Origin of the sequence: Ligilactobacillus saerimneri DSM 16049, from assembly GCF_000423265.1 — a bacterium.
In the GTDB taxonomy this organism is placed as follows: Bacteria; Bacillota; Bacilli; order Lactobacillales; family Lactobacillaceae; genus Ligilactobacillus; species Ligilactobacillus saerimneri.
Genome location: NZ_AUHQ01000018.1, coordinates 1 through 15402 on the forward strand (window position 1 = coordinate 1; position 15402 = coordinate 15402).

General features: G+C 44.5%; 16 protein-coding genes and 1 pseudogene. 2 read left to right on the forward strand and 15 right to left on the reverse strand.

Annotation, left to right across the window (positions count from 1 at the left end):
* Nucleotides 1-236, reverse strand: a 236-nt coding sequence (locus G541_RS09455; RefSeq protein WP_155824510.1) for a helix-turn-helix domain-containing protein, incomplete at its 3' end; no start/stop codon positions are given.
* Nucleotides 237-393: 157 nt separating this feature from the next.
* Nucleotides 394-846: an ASCH domain-containing protein gene (locus G541_RS0105740; protein ID WP_027826815.1), complete on the reverse strand. Its 453-nt coding sequence runs from the start codon at nucleotides 844-846 to the stop codon at nucleotides 394-396.
* A gap of 243 nt (nucleotides 847-1089) precedes the next feature.
* Between G541_RS0105740 and G541_RS0105745 the strand changes: the two genes are divergently transcribed.
* A complete protein-coding gene (locus G541_RS0105745) occupies nucleotides 1090-4593 on the forward strand; it encodes a Cna B-type domain-containing protein (RefSeq protein WP_027826816.1) in 3504 nt (1167 codons plus the stop codon).
* A 275-nt stretch (nucleotides 4594-4868) separates the two neighbouring features.
* On the opposite strand, the gene G541_RS0105750 is transcribed toward G541_RS0105745, so the two are convergent.
* The 12 genes and pseudogenes from G541_RS0105750 to G541_RS0105800 form a co-directional block, all read right to left on the reverse strand.
* Nucleotides 4869-5435 (reverse strand): NADPH-dependent F420 reductase, encoded by a 567-nt coding sequence (locus tag G541_RS0105750; RefSeq protein WP_027826817.1) that lies wholly within the window; start codon nucleotides 5433-5435, stop codon nucleotides 4869-4871.
* Nucleotides 5436-5607: 172 nt separating this feature from the next.
* The gene (locus G541_RS0105755) at nucleotides 5608-7179 is read right to left on the reverse strand and encodes a hydantoinase/oxoprolinase N-terminal domain-containing protein (protein WP_027826818.1); all 1572 of its coding nucleotides are present in this window, start codon (nucleotides 7177-7179) and stop codon (nucleotides 5608-5610) included.
* Nucleotides 7179-8276, reverse strand: a complete 1098-nt coding sequence (locus G541_RS0105760) for a DUF917 domain-containing protein (protein WP_027826819.1) — start codon at nucleotides 8274-8276, stop codon at nucleotides 7179-7181. The genes G541_RS0105755 and G541_RS0105760 overlap by 1 nt, the downstream gene beginning before the upstream one ends.
* On the reverse strand, nucleotides 8273-9535 hold the full coding sequence (locus G541_RS0105765; protein WP_027826820.1) for a cytosine permease: 1263 nt from the start codon (nucleotides 9533-9535) through the stop codon (nucleotides 8273-8275). The genes G541_RS0105760 and G541_RS0105765 overlap by 4 nt, the downstream gene beginning before the upstream one ends.
* A 266-nt stretch (nucleotides 9536-9801) precedes the next feature.
* Nucleotides 9802-10029, reverse strand: coding sequence for an LPXTG cell wall anchor domain-containing protein (locus tag G541_RS10400; RefSeq protein WP_027826821.1), 228 nt, complete (start codon nucleotides 10027-10029; stop codon nucleotides 9802-9804).
* A gap of 30 nt (nucleotides 10030-10059) precedes the next feature.
* Nucleotides 10060-10284: pseudogene (locus G541_RS10735) on the reverse strand (MiiA motif-containing surface protein); the annotation flags it as partial.
* Complete coding sequence (locus G541_RS0105775) at nucleotides 10260-10577, reverse strand: Rib/alpha-like domain-containing protein (protein ID WP_027826822.1); 318 nt, start codon at nucleotides 10575-10577, stop codon at nucleotides 10260-10262. The pseudogene G541_RS10735 and the gene G541_RS0105775, both read right to left, overlap by 25 nt.
* A gap of 20 nt (nucleotides 10578-10597) precedes the next feature.
* On the reverse strand, nucleotides 10598-10987 hold the full coding sequence (locus G541_RS0105780) for a Rib/alpha-like domain-containing protein (RefSeq protein WP_027826823.1): 390 nt from the start codon (nucleotides 10985-10987) through the stop codon (nucleotides 10598-10600).
* Nucleotides 10959-11375, reverse strand: a complete 417-nt coding sequence (locus G541_RS0105785) for a Rib/alpha-like domain-containing protein (RefSeq protein ID WP_027826824.1) — start codon at nucleotides 11373-11375, stop codon at nucleotides 10959-10961. The genes G541_RS0105780 and G541_RS0105785 overlap by 29 nt, the downstream gene beginning before the upstream one ends.
* Before the next feature lie 94 nt (nucleotides 11376-11469).
* A complete protein-coding gene (locus G541_RS10485) occupies nucleotides 11470-11841 on the reverse strand; it encodes a hypothetical protein (protein WP_027826825.1) in 372 nt (123 codons plus the stop codon).
* Nucleotides 11838-12512, reverse strand: a complete 675-nt coding sequence (locus tag G541_RS0105795) for a hypothetical protein (protein WP_027826826.1) — start codon at nucleotides 12510-12512, stop codon at nucleotides 11838-11840. The genes G541_RS10485 and G541_RS0105795 overlap by 4 nt, the downstream gene beginning before the upstream one ends.
* Nucleotides 12513-12617: 105 nt before the next feature.
* On the reverse strand, nucleotides 12618-13439 hold the full coding sequence (locus tag G541_RS0105800; RefSeq protein ID WP_081654791.1) for a YSIRK-type signal peptide-containing protein: 822 nt from the start codon (nucleotides 13437-13439) through the stop codon (nucleotides 12618-12620).
* Nucleotides 13440-13845: 406 nt separating this feature from the next.
* On the opposite strand from G541_RS0105800, the gene G541_RS0105810 reads away from it, so the two are divergent.
* A complete protein-coding gene (locus G541_RS0105810) occupies nucleotides 13846-14826 on the forward strand; it encodes an ADP-ribosylglycohydrolase family protein (protein ID WP_027826828.1) in 981 nt (326 codons plus the stop codon).
* Nucleotides 14827-14907: 81 nt separating this feature from the next.
* Here the strand turns inward: G541_RS0105810 and smpB are convergent, their stop codons facing one another.
* The gene (smpB, locus tag G541_RS0105815) at nucleotides 14908-15372 is read right to left on the reverse strand and encodes an SsrA-binding protein SmpB (RefSeq protein WP_027826829.1); all 465 of its coding nucleotides are present in this window, start codon (nucleotides 15370-15372) and stop codon (nucleotides 14908-14910) included.
* Nucleotides 15373-15402 lie beyond the last annotated feature (30 nt).

The following is a 15402-nucleotide window of genomic DNA, read 5'->3' on the forward strand; positions in this document are numbered from 1 at the left end:
ATTAGTCGCTTGAGGTTAGCCGTTAATGAGCATTTACGACCACGATAACTAAGTTTAGTTTCGTGGTCGGCTTGCGCACTAGTCGCATGGTATTCACCCTTTAACCGGTGAATTTCATTAAAGATAGTAGTCTTACTAAAGCCCAGGTAATCAGCGATATATCGAAGAGATCGCTTTTCATGACGAAGCGTTTCGATGACAATGCGGTCTGAAAATGATAAGATAGTGGTGCCCATAAAGGTCCTTCTTTCTAATGGAATGTTGTAACGACACCATTAAAGACCTTTATGGGTTTTTCTGTCCACTAAAATGTTCAACTTAAATTTTACAATCTGCCTAATATAAATAAAAATCTCCCCTTGATGGGGAGATTTTTAGGACAGTTCTTTTCACCTAGTCAATTTTCTTAAAAACTTCACACAGCATCGGTGCCTGTTCATAAAACTCTTTTCCAGCTTCTTCGCGGAATTCGCGTTGGAAGAATTCAGTATGTACTTGGCGCCAGTAAGTTAATGATCGGTCACCTTCACCTTCATGGTAGGCATGTTCTGGTGTCACTTGATTATAAGGGACAATATAGACCACTTCTGTTTTCGTCACACACACTGGATGGTTGCAGCCATCAAGAATGATATTGTATTCCCCCACTGCTGGCACATGTTCTCCTGGTTGATAAAGCTCAAACGCCGATGTGGTTGCTGTTTTAATCCCTTGATCCACCAATTGAGCTAGGTCATCTGCCATTGCTTGTGAATCGCCAAAGGCCCACGCTTCAACCGGGGTGTCTAGGGCTAAATTATGCTTGCGACAAAACGCTTGCCAAAATTGCTTGATCTCATCTGTCATTTTTCCACCTCTTTGCCCCATATTATACCAAAAGATATGTTAGCAACTTCTTGCTCCTCTCAGCACCAGCTTAAGCTTTATTTTTATTTTTTAAAAATAAAGCAATTTTTATTAAAATAACATAGATATAGTGGCTAAAGTGTGTCAATCCCCGCTATAGCAATCAAAAAAGCGCTACCTAAAAAGCGTAATAGTGTTATGGTTAACTTGTAATATATGTTTATTTTAAAGGGGAGGATCACTATGTTTTCACGTAACAATCAGTTTGAAAAAAGCAAGCAAACAGCTAATCAAAAGCCACGTTATGCGCTTAGAAAATTGTCAGTTGGTGTGGCTTCAGTATTAATTGGGACTGCCTTTTATCTCGGCAACAGCACTACGGCTCACGCTGATACTGCTTCAGCTCCAACTAATGCTGATAATACGGAACATGCCACTGCTGATGCAACGACAACTGCCCATCTGGAAAAGCAGGTCGTCCTGCATAACTCATCTGCAACGACCGACTCCTCAACGGGGACAAACAGTAGTGAAAATACTGCTTCACCCCAAACCGATCAGACAGCCACTCCTGAACCCACAACCAACACTTCCAACGCTCCAGAAACCAAAAATTCTAGTAACTCTGAAGTAAAAGCAACGGACACTCCTAGCAATTCAGTAAATACTTCTAATCAACAAACTCAAGCGTCAACTACTAATCCAGAAAATAAATCTACACCTTCCTTATATACAGCAAATAAAGTGCAAACGGCAACCCCCAAAGCTACCGTCCGCTTAGCGGCAGCTACAACTGCGCAAGATATTAACGACGCAGATACCTTCATCAACGCGATTACCAACGCTGCTACCGATGGTACCGAAACTGTTCTCCGCCTGGTTAACGATATCAATCTTGGTAACACAACTGTGGTCATCAAAAAGGGACAAAATATCCATATTACTAATGATGGTCAACGGCGGACGATCTTTTTGGGTGACCAATGGTTCGTCCAAACAGGTGGGAATTTATACTTAGATGGGAGTTATGATCCAACTACTGGGTTGGCAGGAATTGCCCTGACTCGGCCAGATGGTGAAAATCCAAATCCAGCCACAGAACAACCCGGGATGCAGCTACCCCCTAAAAATAGTGGTTGGGTAACGTATTTGGATGATAAGAATCCTAAGGCAGTTATTGCTATTTATGGGCATGCTACGTTCAACAATGTGGATGTACACGACTTCTTTAGTGCCGCTGGCTTCGGGTTCTTTCCATACACTCCCGGCGGTACAATCTTAGTCGTTGGTGGTCAATCACAACTGGATCTGACTGGACATACCTCTGTTCGCAATAATACTTTATTCGATACGGGGATCACATTTATTAGTGCCTATAATTACTCCGCCGGGGTTACCTACTTCACATATCCTGGAACAAGCGGTCAAGCTCAAAGTAGTATGGGGGCTGACGTTGTTTTCAGCAACAATAAAATTCAACCGGTTTCCCTTCCAGGACAAATGTATGGAAAAGCTAACAAGCAAGATCCACAAGTGCCACTAGCTGCCGGAGCCTTAGCTATCAATCCGGGCTGTAAGGTTGACATCAAAGGGACAACTTTTGAAGACAACATTGGGGGCTACTATGGTGCAATCATGATCGGAGGTCGCCAGATCGTAACACTTGGCAACTACGAAAAACTCCCGAACGCCCAAGTAACTATCAACGGGGCCAAGATCATGGGCAATACCGGTGCAGTCGCTGGTGGGGGGATTGCTATCATTGGCCTAGCAAACGTAACAATCGATGGCAAGACGGAAATCACCAAGAATAAAGTCGGCTACATTGGCGATGAAATTCTGGACAACCCATATACTCGGATCAATGGTACCCGTGGTGGCGGGGGGTTAGCTATTTTCGAAGAACCAAGTGTCGAAAAAACAAATAACACCCACGTTGTGCTTGATGACGTCCTGATTGATAAAAATATTTCTACTGATGTCGGCGGGGGTATGTATATCAACACCGACGGGGTAGAGATTAAACGTGCCGTTATCTCTAATAATATTGCTAATGTCCAAGGTGGTGGGATCTATGTAGGACAAGTACCATATAACCTGCGGATCTCAAACGCTGCGATTTATGAAAACCAAGCTAGTGACAATAGTAACGGAATGACGTTCAAGATCGGTGATACCATCTATAAGATTTCCCTCAATACAGCAGTTAAAGAAAGTCCTAACACTTATCAGGCAACAATTACAAATATTATTAGTGGTAAATCTACCACTGGGACTGTAACTATTGATGGTTCGGACATTCTCCACGGAAAATTAGTCTCAGTTACCAATCCAGATGACCCAACAACCGTTTTAAATAACAGCGGTAAGACGGCCTTTAAGAATATCTTCGTTGGTGGTGTCGGCGGTGGGATCTGGGCTTGCCCAACTGGTGATACAACCATCAACATTACTAATGGCTGGGCTCTCTTTGACAACACTGCCCAAACCATGGGAAATGACTTCTACCATGAAGAAAAGGATACTGGGGTTAACGTTGAAGTTCATAGCCGTGCTCTTGGTGGTAGTGATGCCAACTGGACCCACGACCGTGATACTCTGAATGGTGATCCATTAACAGACGCTACAATTCCAGATGATACTGGTCTCAAGAGCAACCTGAGCGAAGACGCTAAGAAGTTGGCCAAGATGCTGGCATCAGTTCAAATCCACAATAATATCGCTGCCTTTGGTGGTGGGATCGGTGGTAACGGCGGAATGTTCTCCGGCTTTGCTGCTGAAGATAGCCGCACTAAAGACATTGTTATTAAGAAAGTATGGCACAATGACAGCGAACAAGATCGCCCTGACCATGTCTTGGTTGATGTGACAACTGTAATTGACGGGGTAACTTATAAAGTAACTACTATTACTTTATCAAAAGCAAACAACTGGCAAGCCACCTTGAAAGATCTCCCAACTAACATCGACTACCAGTTTGCCGAAGAACCGGTAGACATTAACGGGGATGATATTCCAGACTATACAGAAGAGGTTGGTAACTTGACCAAGGTTGATTCGCCTGATCCACAAGTCGATGTGTATAACCTTACCTTAGCTAACACTAAGAAGGACAAGACGGTTACGATTAAAGTGGTAAAGCAATGGGATGATGACAACGAAACGACTAAGCGTCCACAGTCTATTACGGTTGATGTTTACCAAGAAGTTGATGGCCAACAAAAACTTGTCGGAACAGTGACCCTGGATGCTAGCCACGTTGATGAAAAAGGCAACTGGGTAGGAACTATTACTGGGTTACCAACTGGCGCACAGTTTAAGTTAGTTGAATCAGCTAGTGCCGGTTACCATGTTGAACAAATGGGACAGTTGACCAAGGTTGCTAGTGATGCAATGATCGATACTTACGAGATCCTCTTTATAAATAAGAAAGATCAAATCATCGTTGTTCCTGATAAGCCTGATGAACCAAATAAGCCAAACGAACCAACTAAGCCTACTGAACCAAGCAAGCCAGAGCAACCAACCACTGAACCATCTACTAAAGTTACTGCAAAGGACACTTCCGTTAAACCACACGTGGTGCCTAAGACCTCTAAAGCACCAGTAACTGTAGCTACTCGCTTGCAAGAGCGGAAATTGCCTCAAACTGGTGAAAATGATCACTCACTATTGGCATTAGCTGCAACCATGTTCTTGGGTGCCTTGGGCTTAAGTGGCGTTGACCGGAAACGGAGAAAGAATTAGTTTGATGGATTGATTAACTTTTGTTAATGCCCATCATGATCAATTTAAAAGCGGGAATAGAGAAAAATGTTTTCTCCATTCCCGCTTTTTATGCACTAAGGGTAACGATAACGTGGAAAATACCCGCAAGTCTAGTAGCTAAGTACGGATTCAGATTGCCGCTCTTGCGCCTTCCCTTGTCCTAGCTTAGCTCAACGACTTGCCACAAAGGTTATTTCCCACTCACCTTTCTTTTGCGTTAAGTCAGAATAATATTTATTCAAATTAGTCAGCTATTATTTATTAACCCCAAAACCACCATTCCAGGAAATTTTTTCTCCAGCAGCTAAGGTCATTTGCAAGAAGGCCATTGCTTCCATTTCCCGAGCCCGCTTCAGTTTCCCCGCATCTAGTACTTGCAGTGGGCTAGCTGCTAGCGCAGTAAATAATTTTTCCTTGGCAGCCGCATCGTCTCCAGCTACCAAAACTGTTGTTGGGGTTGTTCCCACCTTACCACTGGTCAAAGTCCCAGCAAATGTTGTATTGAAGGCTTTAAGAACCTTGCTTTCCGGAAGTAGTTGTTGCAGTTCTTGGGCAGCTGAGCTATCTGCAGGCACCATCAATTCATCCCAAGTATCAAAGTTCAACGGATTAGTAATATCAACAACTACCTTCCCTGCTAATTCTTGATGATATTGGTCAGCAATTTTAGCCAAAGCTGGATATGGAACCGCTAGCACAACTAAATCACCAAAATTTGAAACGACGTCGTGAGATCCAAAATATTCAACTTCGTTCCCCATAGCTAAGTTCTTGCCAATCGCCTGACCCATATTACCTTTACCTAAGATAGTGATTTTCATTTTTATCGCCTCTTGTTATTTCATTACCCACATTATAATTTGTTGCTTTATAAAACACAAGAGTTAAGCTCACACTTCCCTATACCCATTTTTTCGCTAGCTCAGCAAAAAAGAAGGGAGTTAATCCCCCTTCTTTTCACAATGTATATAACATTTTATTTTTGATTGTACTTTAGCCCAAGGTATCTAATTCAATCTCACCCACAACCTTGGCTTTAACCCGGGTCGTATTCCCCGGTGCGTATGCAATCGCCGTTTCGGTCATTTCAACCAACTTAACCGTTTCAGCTCGTGCCCCGGCTTTCAAGGCTTGTTGTTTGGCAGCCTCTGTCGCATCCGCCAAAGCATCTTCTCGGTCAACTGCATCATAAGAATACATCTTCTCGTATTCGCCCCCAACTTGAGCAATAGTAGCCCCAATAGCGTTAGCAACTGCTCCTAGTTGATCCTGGTGAATTTGCTTAACCCCATTAAGGGTTGCTGGCGCTACGATCGCACCCCCACCAACGAGAACTAAATCAACATCTCCCGCTTGGGTCTTCATCGAATCAATCGCATCTTCCAACATCTGCTTGACTTGCTGCTCCACTTTTTGGGCTAAGTCAAGGTCCACGTGGGCAACCTTTTCTGGATCTCCCAGGTTGGCCTTACCTAACCGCACAGCAACATCTGTTAAAGTCAAGACATCACCCCCAAAGACAAGGGCTTTTTCTGTAATTCGGTATCCAACACTATCCGGGCCAACCGTAAACGTCCCATCATCGTGTTGGTGGACGACTGTTCCCCCACCGATCCCGATTGAATTGATATCAGGCATTCTGAAATTCGTCTTTACTCCACCAACATTGACTGCAATCGATGATTCCCGGGGAAAACCATTCACCAAAACCCCTAAGTCAGAGGTGGTTCCCCCAATGTCTAGCACAATTGCATCCTTCAGCTCCGACAGGAACGCAGCCCCACGGATACTGTTTGTTGGCCCACTACCGATGGTAAAAATAGGGTACTTTTGTGCATAATCCAATGCCATCAAAGTCCCATCATTTTGACACAAGAACAAACTAGCATTAGTAACGCCTACGTCCCGCAATGAATTGGCAAAGCCGCTGGTAACTTTTTCGATAACCGCGAACAAAGCCGAATTCAAAACTGTTGCATTTTCCCGTTCGATCAATCCCAGTGATCCGATCGCTGACGACAATGATACTGGAAAATCTTTTCCGTAGACTTGGGCCACAACTGCGCGTACCTGTTCTTCTTGATCCGCATTCAAGGCTGAAAAGGCGCCCACGATCGCTACTGCATCAACCTTTCCCCGCCATTGTTCGAGAACCGTCCGCACTTTATCTTCATCAACCGTTGCAATCAGCCGCCCATCGTATTCATGACCTCCGGAAACAATCGCTGTTTGGGGGCGAATAGCTGCTACCAGTTCTGGATCCCAGTCGGTAAATGGCGGGATCGAATGAGTAGCAGGTGCAGCCACCCGTAGTACCCCAACAGAAATCAACTTCTTTCGTTCAACAATTGCATTGGTACACTGGGTTGTTCCCAGCATTGCAATCGTGACATCTTCTTTAGCAATTTCTGTATCTGCAAATACTTGCTGAATTGCTGTGGCAATTCCCGAGCCAATATCTTCCGTTGTATGCGTCTTGGTTTGAGCCAACACCCGGTTGTTTTCATCTAAAATAACCGCATCAGTATTAGTCCCACCAACATCAATTCCTAAACGATATGCCATTATTTTGCACCTCTTTCGTGAAGAAGTTCTTCCACAGTTACAAAGTCAAAGTCAAAACCAAAATACCGTGGTCCTACCAGGTCAACTCCGGCTTCTGTCCGCCACTTGTCATCACTTGGCAAACCAAAGACTGTCATTCGCTTGCCATACTTTACTTCTTCGGTGGTAATCGGTACCAATGAATCAACATCCGCAAAGCAGATCAAATCGGGAACACTGATTACCAGCTGCCCATCAATATGGGCTACGAGATTTTCATTTTGGTAACTAATCTCCATTGTCTGACCCGTACTTGCATTCAGGCCTTCCAAGACGATAGTCCCCCGGTTAAAGCCCCCAACAACTTTTTGAATTACATCGACAACCTTACCATCAAATAAGTGGTAGCCACCGGTCACTTCCACAATAGCTTGGCGCTTTTCTTGCGTTCCTAATTTGTGGTCATGAACAATTGCTCCGATCTGTTCACACTTAGTAACAATCCCGTGAATAGCACCATCTTGCAATTGTTGCCCTGTGGAAGCATACTGGGCAACACATGCGGTCGCTCCCATCTCTACGGTCATATCCCGCGCTAATAATTCAGCCCACTTATCAGTTACTGTTTCCAGAACACTTAAATTGCCCTTTTCATCAGCAACTACCATCGGCGCACAGCGGACCCCCGCCAAATGCAAAGTTGTCATCTGCAGCTCTGGAAAGGCCCGTCCCATCGAGTCACAATCGACCACAGGTAAACCGGTCTGAGCAGCTAATACCAAAGGAATCATTGAGTTAACTCCACCAGCCTCAATTGGGAATGTTCCTTTGACCTGCTTGCCCAGGTGTTTTTCTAAAGCCCGAATAACCTTTTGGAATTCGTCCCCGCAGGGAAATTTTTCCATCATAACAGACGGAGCCCCCATGCAGGCTACTGGGATGTATAAAGCATCCGGATCAACCTCAGTCACATCTAACAAGGTGATTGGCTGTCCCCCTTGTTCCAAGGCTGCCAAAACCATCAGCTTACCGATATAGGGGTTCCCCCCACCACCAGCACCCATGAAAGAGGCCCCGGTAGCAATGTTTTCAATATTTTCTTTTGTCAAATTTCTCATGCGTCAACCTCCTCAGTTTCAGCGTTGCCAGCAAATTTATGGAGTACCAAGTATGCAACTAAGGACACCACGATCCCCGTTAATGGGTTGATTGCAAAGTGCGGTGCCTGCGGGAAGAAACTCAGCACTACTGGAACAGCAGCAATCACAGCTCCCAGGACCCAAGAAACGATCCCGATCCATTTATAGTCAGGAACCACTGCTTCAGCATCAACTTTACCTTTGTTGATAACCCAATATGTGGCGCACATCACTCCAGCTGCTGGCGGAACCATTGCCCCCAAAAGGCTCATTGCTGGTTCAAAGTAATTCATGATCCCAACGATTGCTAACACTGTTCCGACCATCCCAACGCCAAAAACCATAACTTTTTGGTATTTCTGAGGAATGCCAAACAAATTGTTAAAGGCAATCCCACCAGAAAAAGCGTTAATTACATTAACTTTCCAAGTAGCTAAAACTAGTGCTAAGCCCCCGACAATCGGTGTTGCCACCCGAACAAATAAAGTACTGATGTCATTGGAATGATAAGCAATAGCTAGAATTGCCCCCACGGCAATCATCAGCACTCCTGCTGGAATCACTCCGAAAATAGCTGCTTTGACAACATCACTCCGTTTGGCTGTGTACTGCGAATAATCCCCCGCAATAACTGCCCCTAAAGCGAAGCCTCCCAATGTTGTTGTCAAACCACTAGCAAACGACATTGTCGTCTGTGGTTGGCAGCTCAGTAAGCTTTGCCACGATGTCGTATGTAATGCGACAAACAGGCCATAAATCACAACAATGATCAAGTATGGAACGGCAATATATGTTAACCACCGAACTGCTTTGATCCCATAAATCGCTGTGGCTACCATGATTACGCCCCATAACACATCTGCAAACCAGACGGGAATAGTAATATTGAATGATTGCAATAACTTAACAAATGATGCCCCAGCAACATTGGCCTGAATCCCAAACCAACCTAAACATCCAATCGTGATTAACAAAGAGATTACCCGTTGTGACCCCTTCTTCCCAAAGGCATACTCAGCCGCCTTAACAGTTGGTTGACCTAAGTCAGAGCTTTGCATCCCTTGGAAAATCATGATAACCACCACCAGTGAGTATCCTACTAATGCGGTGAGAAGTGTCTTGCTAAAGGTCATCCCAGCCACTAAAGTTCCCCCCAAGATAATACTTGGAATTGAAACCAAAGCACCTGCCCAAACAAAGGCTAAGCCCCACCAAGGTTGATTTTGCTTTTTCTCCATAAGCTATCCTCCTAATAAAATGATGACTTTCCGATGAGAAAGTTATCATTATACTAATATAATGATAGTTGTATATCAAGTATAATTTTAATAAAAAACACATATATTTTTAATTGTAAATTAATCAAAAGTTTTAAATATGCTTCAAATAACAAAGGAGACTGGCTAAACCAGTCTCCTTTTTGGATAATCGCACAACACAAAAAGGACGGCAATTGCCGTCCTTTTCGTGCCTCTTCAGACTAGTGAATTATTCTGACTAACTACTAATCTTCTTTTCTCTTCTTGCTGCCGAGGCCAAACAAACCAAGTAAGCTCAGAATGATCAAGCCCAAACCTGTTGCCGCAGTAGCTGAAGCATCTTGCTCACCTGTTTGTGGCAACTTCTTCGCTGTCGTATCAGCGGTTGCTCCTTGAATCGATGCTGTCGTTCCTTGACCGTTATTCTTGGCATCACCAGCGTTAGCAACGTCACTTCCTTGCTTGGTTACCAACTGGCTTCCTAGAATAACGTCCTGAGAGCCATCAGGATAAGTGATCGTAGCCGTACCATCACTACCAATAGTTACCTGAGTCCCCTCTGGGAACTGGTCCTTATTGGCATTTTCGATACTTTCCTTAACCTGTTGCTTCTCTTCATCAGTCAGGTTATTTGGATCCTTGACTTCAACCTTAGTCCCTGGAACTGTTGGATTAGTCTTATCGGCATCTGTCTTAGCTTCGACTACCTGGTCACCAGGAATCGTATCCTGGGAGCCATCTGGATAGTTGTCCCATCAGCACCAACTGTAACCTCAGTGCCCTCTGGGAACTTATCCTTACTGATCTTACCTGCTTCAGGAGTGTAACTGTCACTCATCTTATTAGTGTGGACAGTAACTTTGACTTCTCTTTCGCTATTATCGGGGAAGTGAACCACTACGACCGCCGGAATATCTTTCCCCCCTTCACTGGTATCAACAGAATCCTTCCAGCTGTATGTCGTTTCTTCTGGCATATCGCCAGCATTCTTGATTGCAGCTTCTGCATCATCAAGTGTCAATTGTGCACCAGGATCAACAGTTACTTCGCCCCTTGCGGGTTATACAAGGAATTATCCTGCTTTATAATCCGAATTGTCACTGGAACTTCCTTCCAGCTTCCATCTTGGAACTTAACGGACATGACAGCAGTAACATCTTTACTTTTTTCGCCTGGAGCAAATTCTGGACTAATATCCGGGGCCACTTTCCATTCAATCGGTGTGCTAGTATTGCGCTTATCTAGACCAGTACTGTTAGCTTGGTCAATACTCTTTTCCGGATCAATGTCATTTACACTAGTACCGAATGGCACTTCTTGAACCTGCGTTGCGATTGTAGCATTAGTTGCTTGGGTGTTGGATCCATCAGCATTCTTAACTTCAGCATGAACAACTACTACCTCACTGGAACCATCTGGATAGATTACCAATACTTCCCCCGGTCTTCGAACCTGCGGTAATCGTATCGATTACACCATCGTTGCCGTTCCATTCAAAAGTTGTTCCCTGTGGTAAATCATTGATATTCGTGATGAAGTCTTGTGGCTTAACAGTATCTTTCAGATTATAAATCTTGTCTTGCGTCTCTGGTGTGTACTTTGCACTTTGCGACGTAACGTTAATGTTTACCGCCACGTCCCGGCTAAACCCATCGGAGAATTCGATATGGACTGTTGCTGGTACAGCAACTGATTCTTCGCCCTTCATATCCGGTTTTGTAACCGGTGTTTCCTTCCAGTCAAGGCTGGTTACCGTTACCCCCTCAGGCAGGTTAGTTACTTCAACCGCATCACTTGCCTGTGGTGCCGGTGCCCCCAATCAACAGTTTGATCATGGGTAATGTACTTGGCATTATCAGCCGCCTTATCAGAGTCAGTTGGTTTGACCCCATCAAGTGCATTCCAAGCATCGTTTACTCTTGGGTCAACTGCTGGGTTGCATTCAAGTCTAAGTAACCACCATTAGCCCGGCTCAGGTACTTATTAGCTTCAACTGCTACCTGGTCATAAGTGTCCTTATCTTCTTGGGTATCGTAAACATACTTGTCAGAGTTGCGGGTATTAACGACCATCCGTTCACTCGGACCACCGTAACCCCCCACGCTTTGACCTAATTTCATCATTGCGTCATCCAGAGCATAACCATCAGCGACTGCTTGGTCAATTGCCTCCTGAGTGGTCGCCTCGGCGATCTTTTGCTTAACCGCCTTGATCTGGGCATCGTTGAGGTACTTCGGACTGAACTTAGCGATCGCAGTGTCTGGGTTGACAAAGTTGTCGATCACTTCTTCAGCTGTAACTGGTAACCACTTACCATTGGCATCGGTCTTACCAACCCGCTGTTCCCCATTAGCGAGGAAGCCGTCCCAGAATCCACTGTTTTGGTGGGAGGCAAAGCCAGCGACCAACCCAGAGAATTGGGCCCACCATTGGAATATTTATTCGCGGTATTTTCCTTCAGGTATGCTTGGTAACTGTCATCGTGAGTCGTATCAAAGCTAATGGTAAAGGTCGAGTGTTGGGAGTAGTCGTTTGCTAGTGACCCCCATGATCCCCATGACTTCAAGGATACTAGGGTCCCAAAGTCAAGACTCGAGAAGGCCCCATTAGCATTAAAGTCGATTTCTGACAGAATGTTGTCGTGAATCAAGTATTCACCGTTGGCTCCCCCTTGGACCTCGCCGCTCCGGACGTGAATGTCGTTGTTGGCGTAGATTCCACGACCACCACCGTTGTAGGTCTTCCCATCAGATCCAATGTCGCTAGAATCACCTCTAAAGAAGATATTATCAATGTCTTTGCGGCCGTTATATTGGTCAGCGGTAATGTAGTAGACCCCTTGGATGTACTGGTTCCCGTACTTATTATTCGCAGGCTTTAAAGTGTCCGAGTTCACCAAACCCATTTCGTCAATATCCGTCTTGGGGTTAAAGGTCTGGACGACGTGAGTTTCCACAGGATTGTTCCCGTAGGCGTCCTCGTCCCGAGAATAACTATTAACTGTGTTCTTACTAGTATCCGTATCAATAACAATACTAATGTCGCCATCGATCTTGTAGTCCTAGGTCAGAATGAAAGCAAAGCCAGCGTTCTGCAACCCCTTCACATTGCCGTCCTTAGAGAACCCCTTATTCGGGAAGAAAACAATTGTCCAGTGAGTCTTGCCGTTACCCAGGTCTTCCTTAGCAATAACAATATTTTCCCGCACCCAACTTTCTGGTAAACCAGTGTTAGCGGAGGCGGTAATATCGGCTACCTTGTAGACTTTGTTTTGGCCATCTTCAAAGATGACCTTGTACCAGTTGCCGTCCTTGCCTTGGAAGATATTAGACCCAGCGTTGTCTGCCGAGCTGAGCCCCGTCTGCTTGGCCAACTGATTATTATCAGTTGTCGTAGTGGTTGGGGTTGCTACACTCGCTGCCCGTAAGCGTGGCTGAGTCGTAGTGCTACTAGTATTAGTGGTCGTTGTTGCTGCTGGCTGACTTGCATTAGCTGGTTGGTTAGTGTTGGTCGTAGAAGTTACCGCAGGGTTAACTTTATCCTCACTAGTTGCCGTCGTCGCCGCTGGCTGCTCAGTCACTGGCTTGGTACTGTTGTCACTAGTAGTGGTTGAAGCAGCTTCCTTATCAGCTGTTGTCGCTGTATTAGCAGCATCTGTTGTCGTAGTAGTATCCTTAGGTGTTGTCGAATCATTATTCTGCAACGTCACTTCCTGATCAGTCAAAACTGTCGGAGTTGAGGCAGTTGCATTAGTCGTTTCACTACTGGTTGTATCAGCAGAAACGTGTTTGTTTCCATGTCCGGTTAAAAATGTAAAACCAAGCAAAACAGACACTACCCCCACGGATAGTTTCCGAATGGTGAAGTGCTGTTTGCGAGGCATCGCTTTGTAATCAAGTAATTAGCGATTATTTTTTGATACCATAGTACTTCGGCCGTATCGGCCTCTCCCTCCATTCAATAAACCTCATTGCATCCTAACAATAAATTATTATTCCATAATTTTTATGAAATCACTTATATTATAATTGTAACGTATTCTTATATTTAAATGATATTTTAATGCTTATCTTGTGGTTCGAATGACTTGTCTGTACATTTTATCTAGGCTAATTATTTAATTTTTGCCAAATATTACTATTTTTTTGAAAAGTTATAAAGAAAATTGTTTTTATATAAATAGTAGCATCGGTTAAAATAATAAAAATTAAATTACAATAATTATCTGTTTTTCATGAGCTTTCTTGTCTATCTAAAACTATAAATTCAATGCGAGGTGCAACTCTTTTATGAATACAAAAATTACTAACTGCCTACTGGGAGGTGCCTTGGGAGATTCCTTAGGTTATCCCATCGAATTCATGTTATCACCAACCGAAGTCTACCATTGCTATGGGGTAAAATACCTGACCTTCACTAATTTTCCAGTACGCCCCTTAATTTCCGATGACACACAAATGACTTTATTTACCGCCCTGGGACTTTTAGCACCGGGCGATCACCTAACTAATCTCTGGCACAGTTATCAAGACTGGCTCGAAACTCAGTGGAAACCAGATCAAACCGCTATGGCTCAGCCCCCTAGGAGCTATTTGACTTCCTATCCTGACCTGTTTAACAGTCGCGAACCTGGACGAACCTGCCTCCAAGCACTTGCACATCAGGTGCCAGGAACTTTAAGCAAACCGCTCAATAACAGTAAAGGCTGTGGGGCCCTGATGCGGGTCGCCCCGGTGGGCTTTCTCCCCGAACCACTAGCAGTAACCATCGCCCTCGGTGCCCGTAGCGCCGCTCTTACTCATGGTCACCCTTTGAGTAGCCTAGCTGCTGGCTTCATGGCCGGCTTGATTCATTCTTTGTTAGGAGGAGCCCCGCTTACCCCCGCTACGGTGCATACAACATTGGATTTTACTATTGAACATTTAGCCATGCTTCCTACTCGTACAACCTTCGCCAATTATATCCAAACAGCCATCAATTTAACCACCAATTCTGCTTCCGACCAGACTAATATCACCCAATTGGGAGCTGGTTGGGTTGCTGAAGAAGCCCTGGCCATTGCACTTTACTGTGCGCTCAAATATCAAAACCGTCCTCTGCAAGCCATTGAAGTCGCTGTCAACCATGGTGGTGATTCAGATTCAACTGGCGCTTTAACCGGGCAAATTGTCGGTATCTGCCAGCAGGATACTAACTGGTTACCGGCCACTTACTTAAAGCGACTCGAATTACGAGAATTGATCATTCGGGTGGCAAACGAATTTACTTAATCATTATTTACTGACCATAATACAAAACCCCTGGGAAACGAACTATCGTCCTTCCCAGGGGTTTGTTGTGGATATGTTTTCCTAGCGAAAATTCTTGAGGGTTCGCCGAATTTCACGTTCTTGATCCCGGCGCTTAATAGTTTCTCGCTTGTCGTAATCGTGTTTCCCTTTGGCAACACCAAGCAATACTTTAGCAAAGCCATTTTTGATGTAGACTTTGAGCGGAACAAGTGTAATTCCTTTATTGCTTGTTTCTCCAACTAACCGTTGGATCTCCTTTTTGTGGAGCAAAAGCTTGCGGTTCCGTAACGGGTCATGATTAAAAATATTACCATGATCATATGGTGAAATATGCACATTCATCAACCATGCTTCCCCATTGCGAATCTGAGCAAACCCATCTTTCAAAGTGATGCGGCTGGCTCGGACAGATTTAATTTCTGTTCCCGTAAGCATAATTCCCGCTTCGACAGTACTCAAAATATTGTAGTCGTGACGTGCTTTTTTATTCTGTGCTAATGGTTTGTCGAATTGTTTTTTCTTCATAGCTGTTCAAACCTCCTCATCACAACTATT

Bases quoted from the DNA above. Each gene is read 5' to 3' on its own strand.
- G541_RS0105740 (WP_027826815.1), bottom strand. From the start codon at position 846: ATGACAGATGAGATCAAGCAATTTTGGCAAGCGTTTTGTCGCAAGCAT.
- G541_RS0105745 (WP_027826816.1), top strand. From the start codon at position 1,090: ATGTTTTCACGTAACAATCAGTTTGAAAAAAGCAAGCAAACAGCTAAT.
- G541_RS0105750 (WP_027826817.1), bottom strand. From the start codon at position 5,435: ATGAAAATCACTATCTTAGGTAAAGGTAATATGGGTCAGGCGATTGGC.
- G541_RS0105755 (WP_027826818.1), bottom strand. From the start codon at position 7,179: ATGGCATATCGTTTAGGAATTGATGTTGGTGGGACTAATACTGATGCG.
- G541_RS0105760 (WP_027826819.1), bottom strand. From the start codon at position 8,276: ATGAGAAATTTGACAAAAGAAAATATTGAAAACATTGCTACCGGGGCC.
- G541_RS0105765 (WP_027826820.1), bottom strand. From the start codon at position 9,535: ATGGAGAAAAAGCAAAATCAACCTTGGTGGGGCTTAGCCTTTGTTTGG.
- G541_RS0105800 (WP_081654791.1), bottom strand. From the start codon at position 13,439: ATGCCTCGCAAACAGCACTTCACCATTCGGAAACTATCCGTGGGGGTA.
- G541_RS0105810 (WP_027826828.1), top strand. From the start codon at position 13,846: ATGAATACAAAAATTACTAACTGCCTACTGGGAGGTGCCTTGGGAGAT.
- smpB (WP_027826829.1), bottom strand. From the start codon at position 15,372: ATGAAGAAAAAACAATTCGACAAACCATTAGCACAGAATAAAAAAGCA.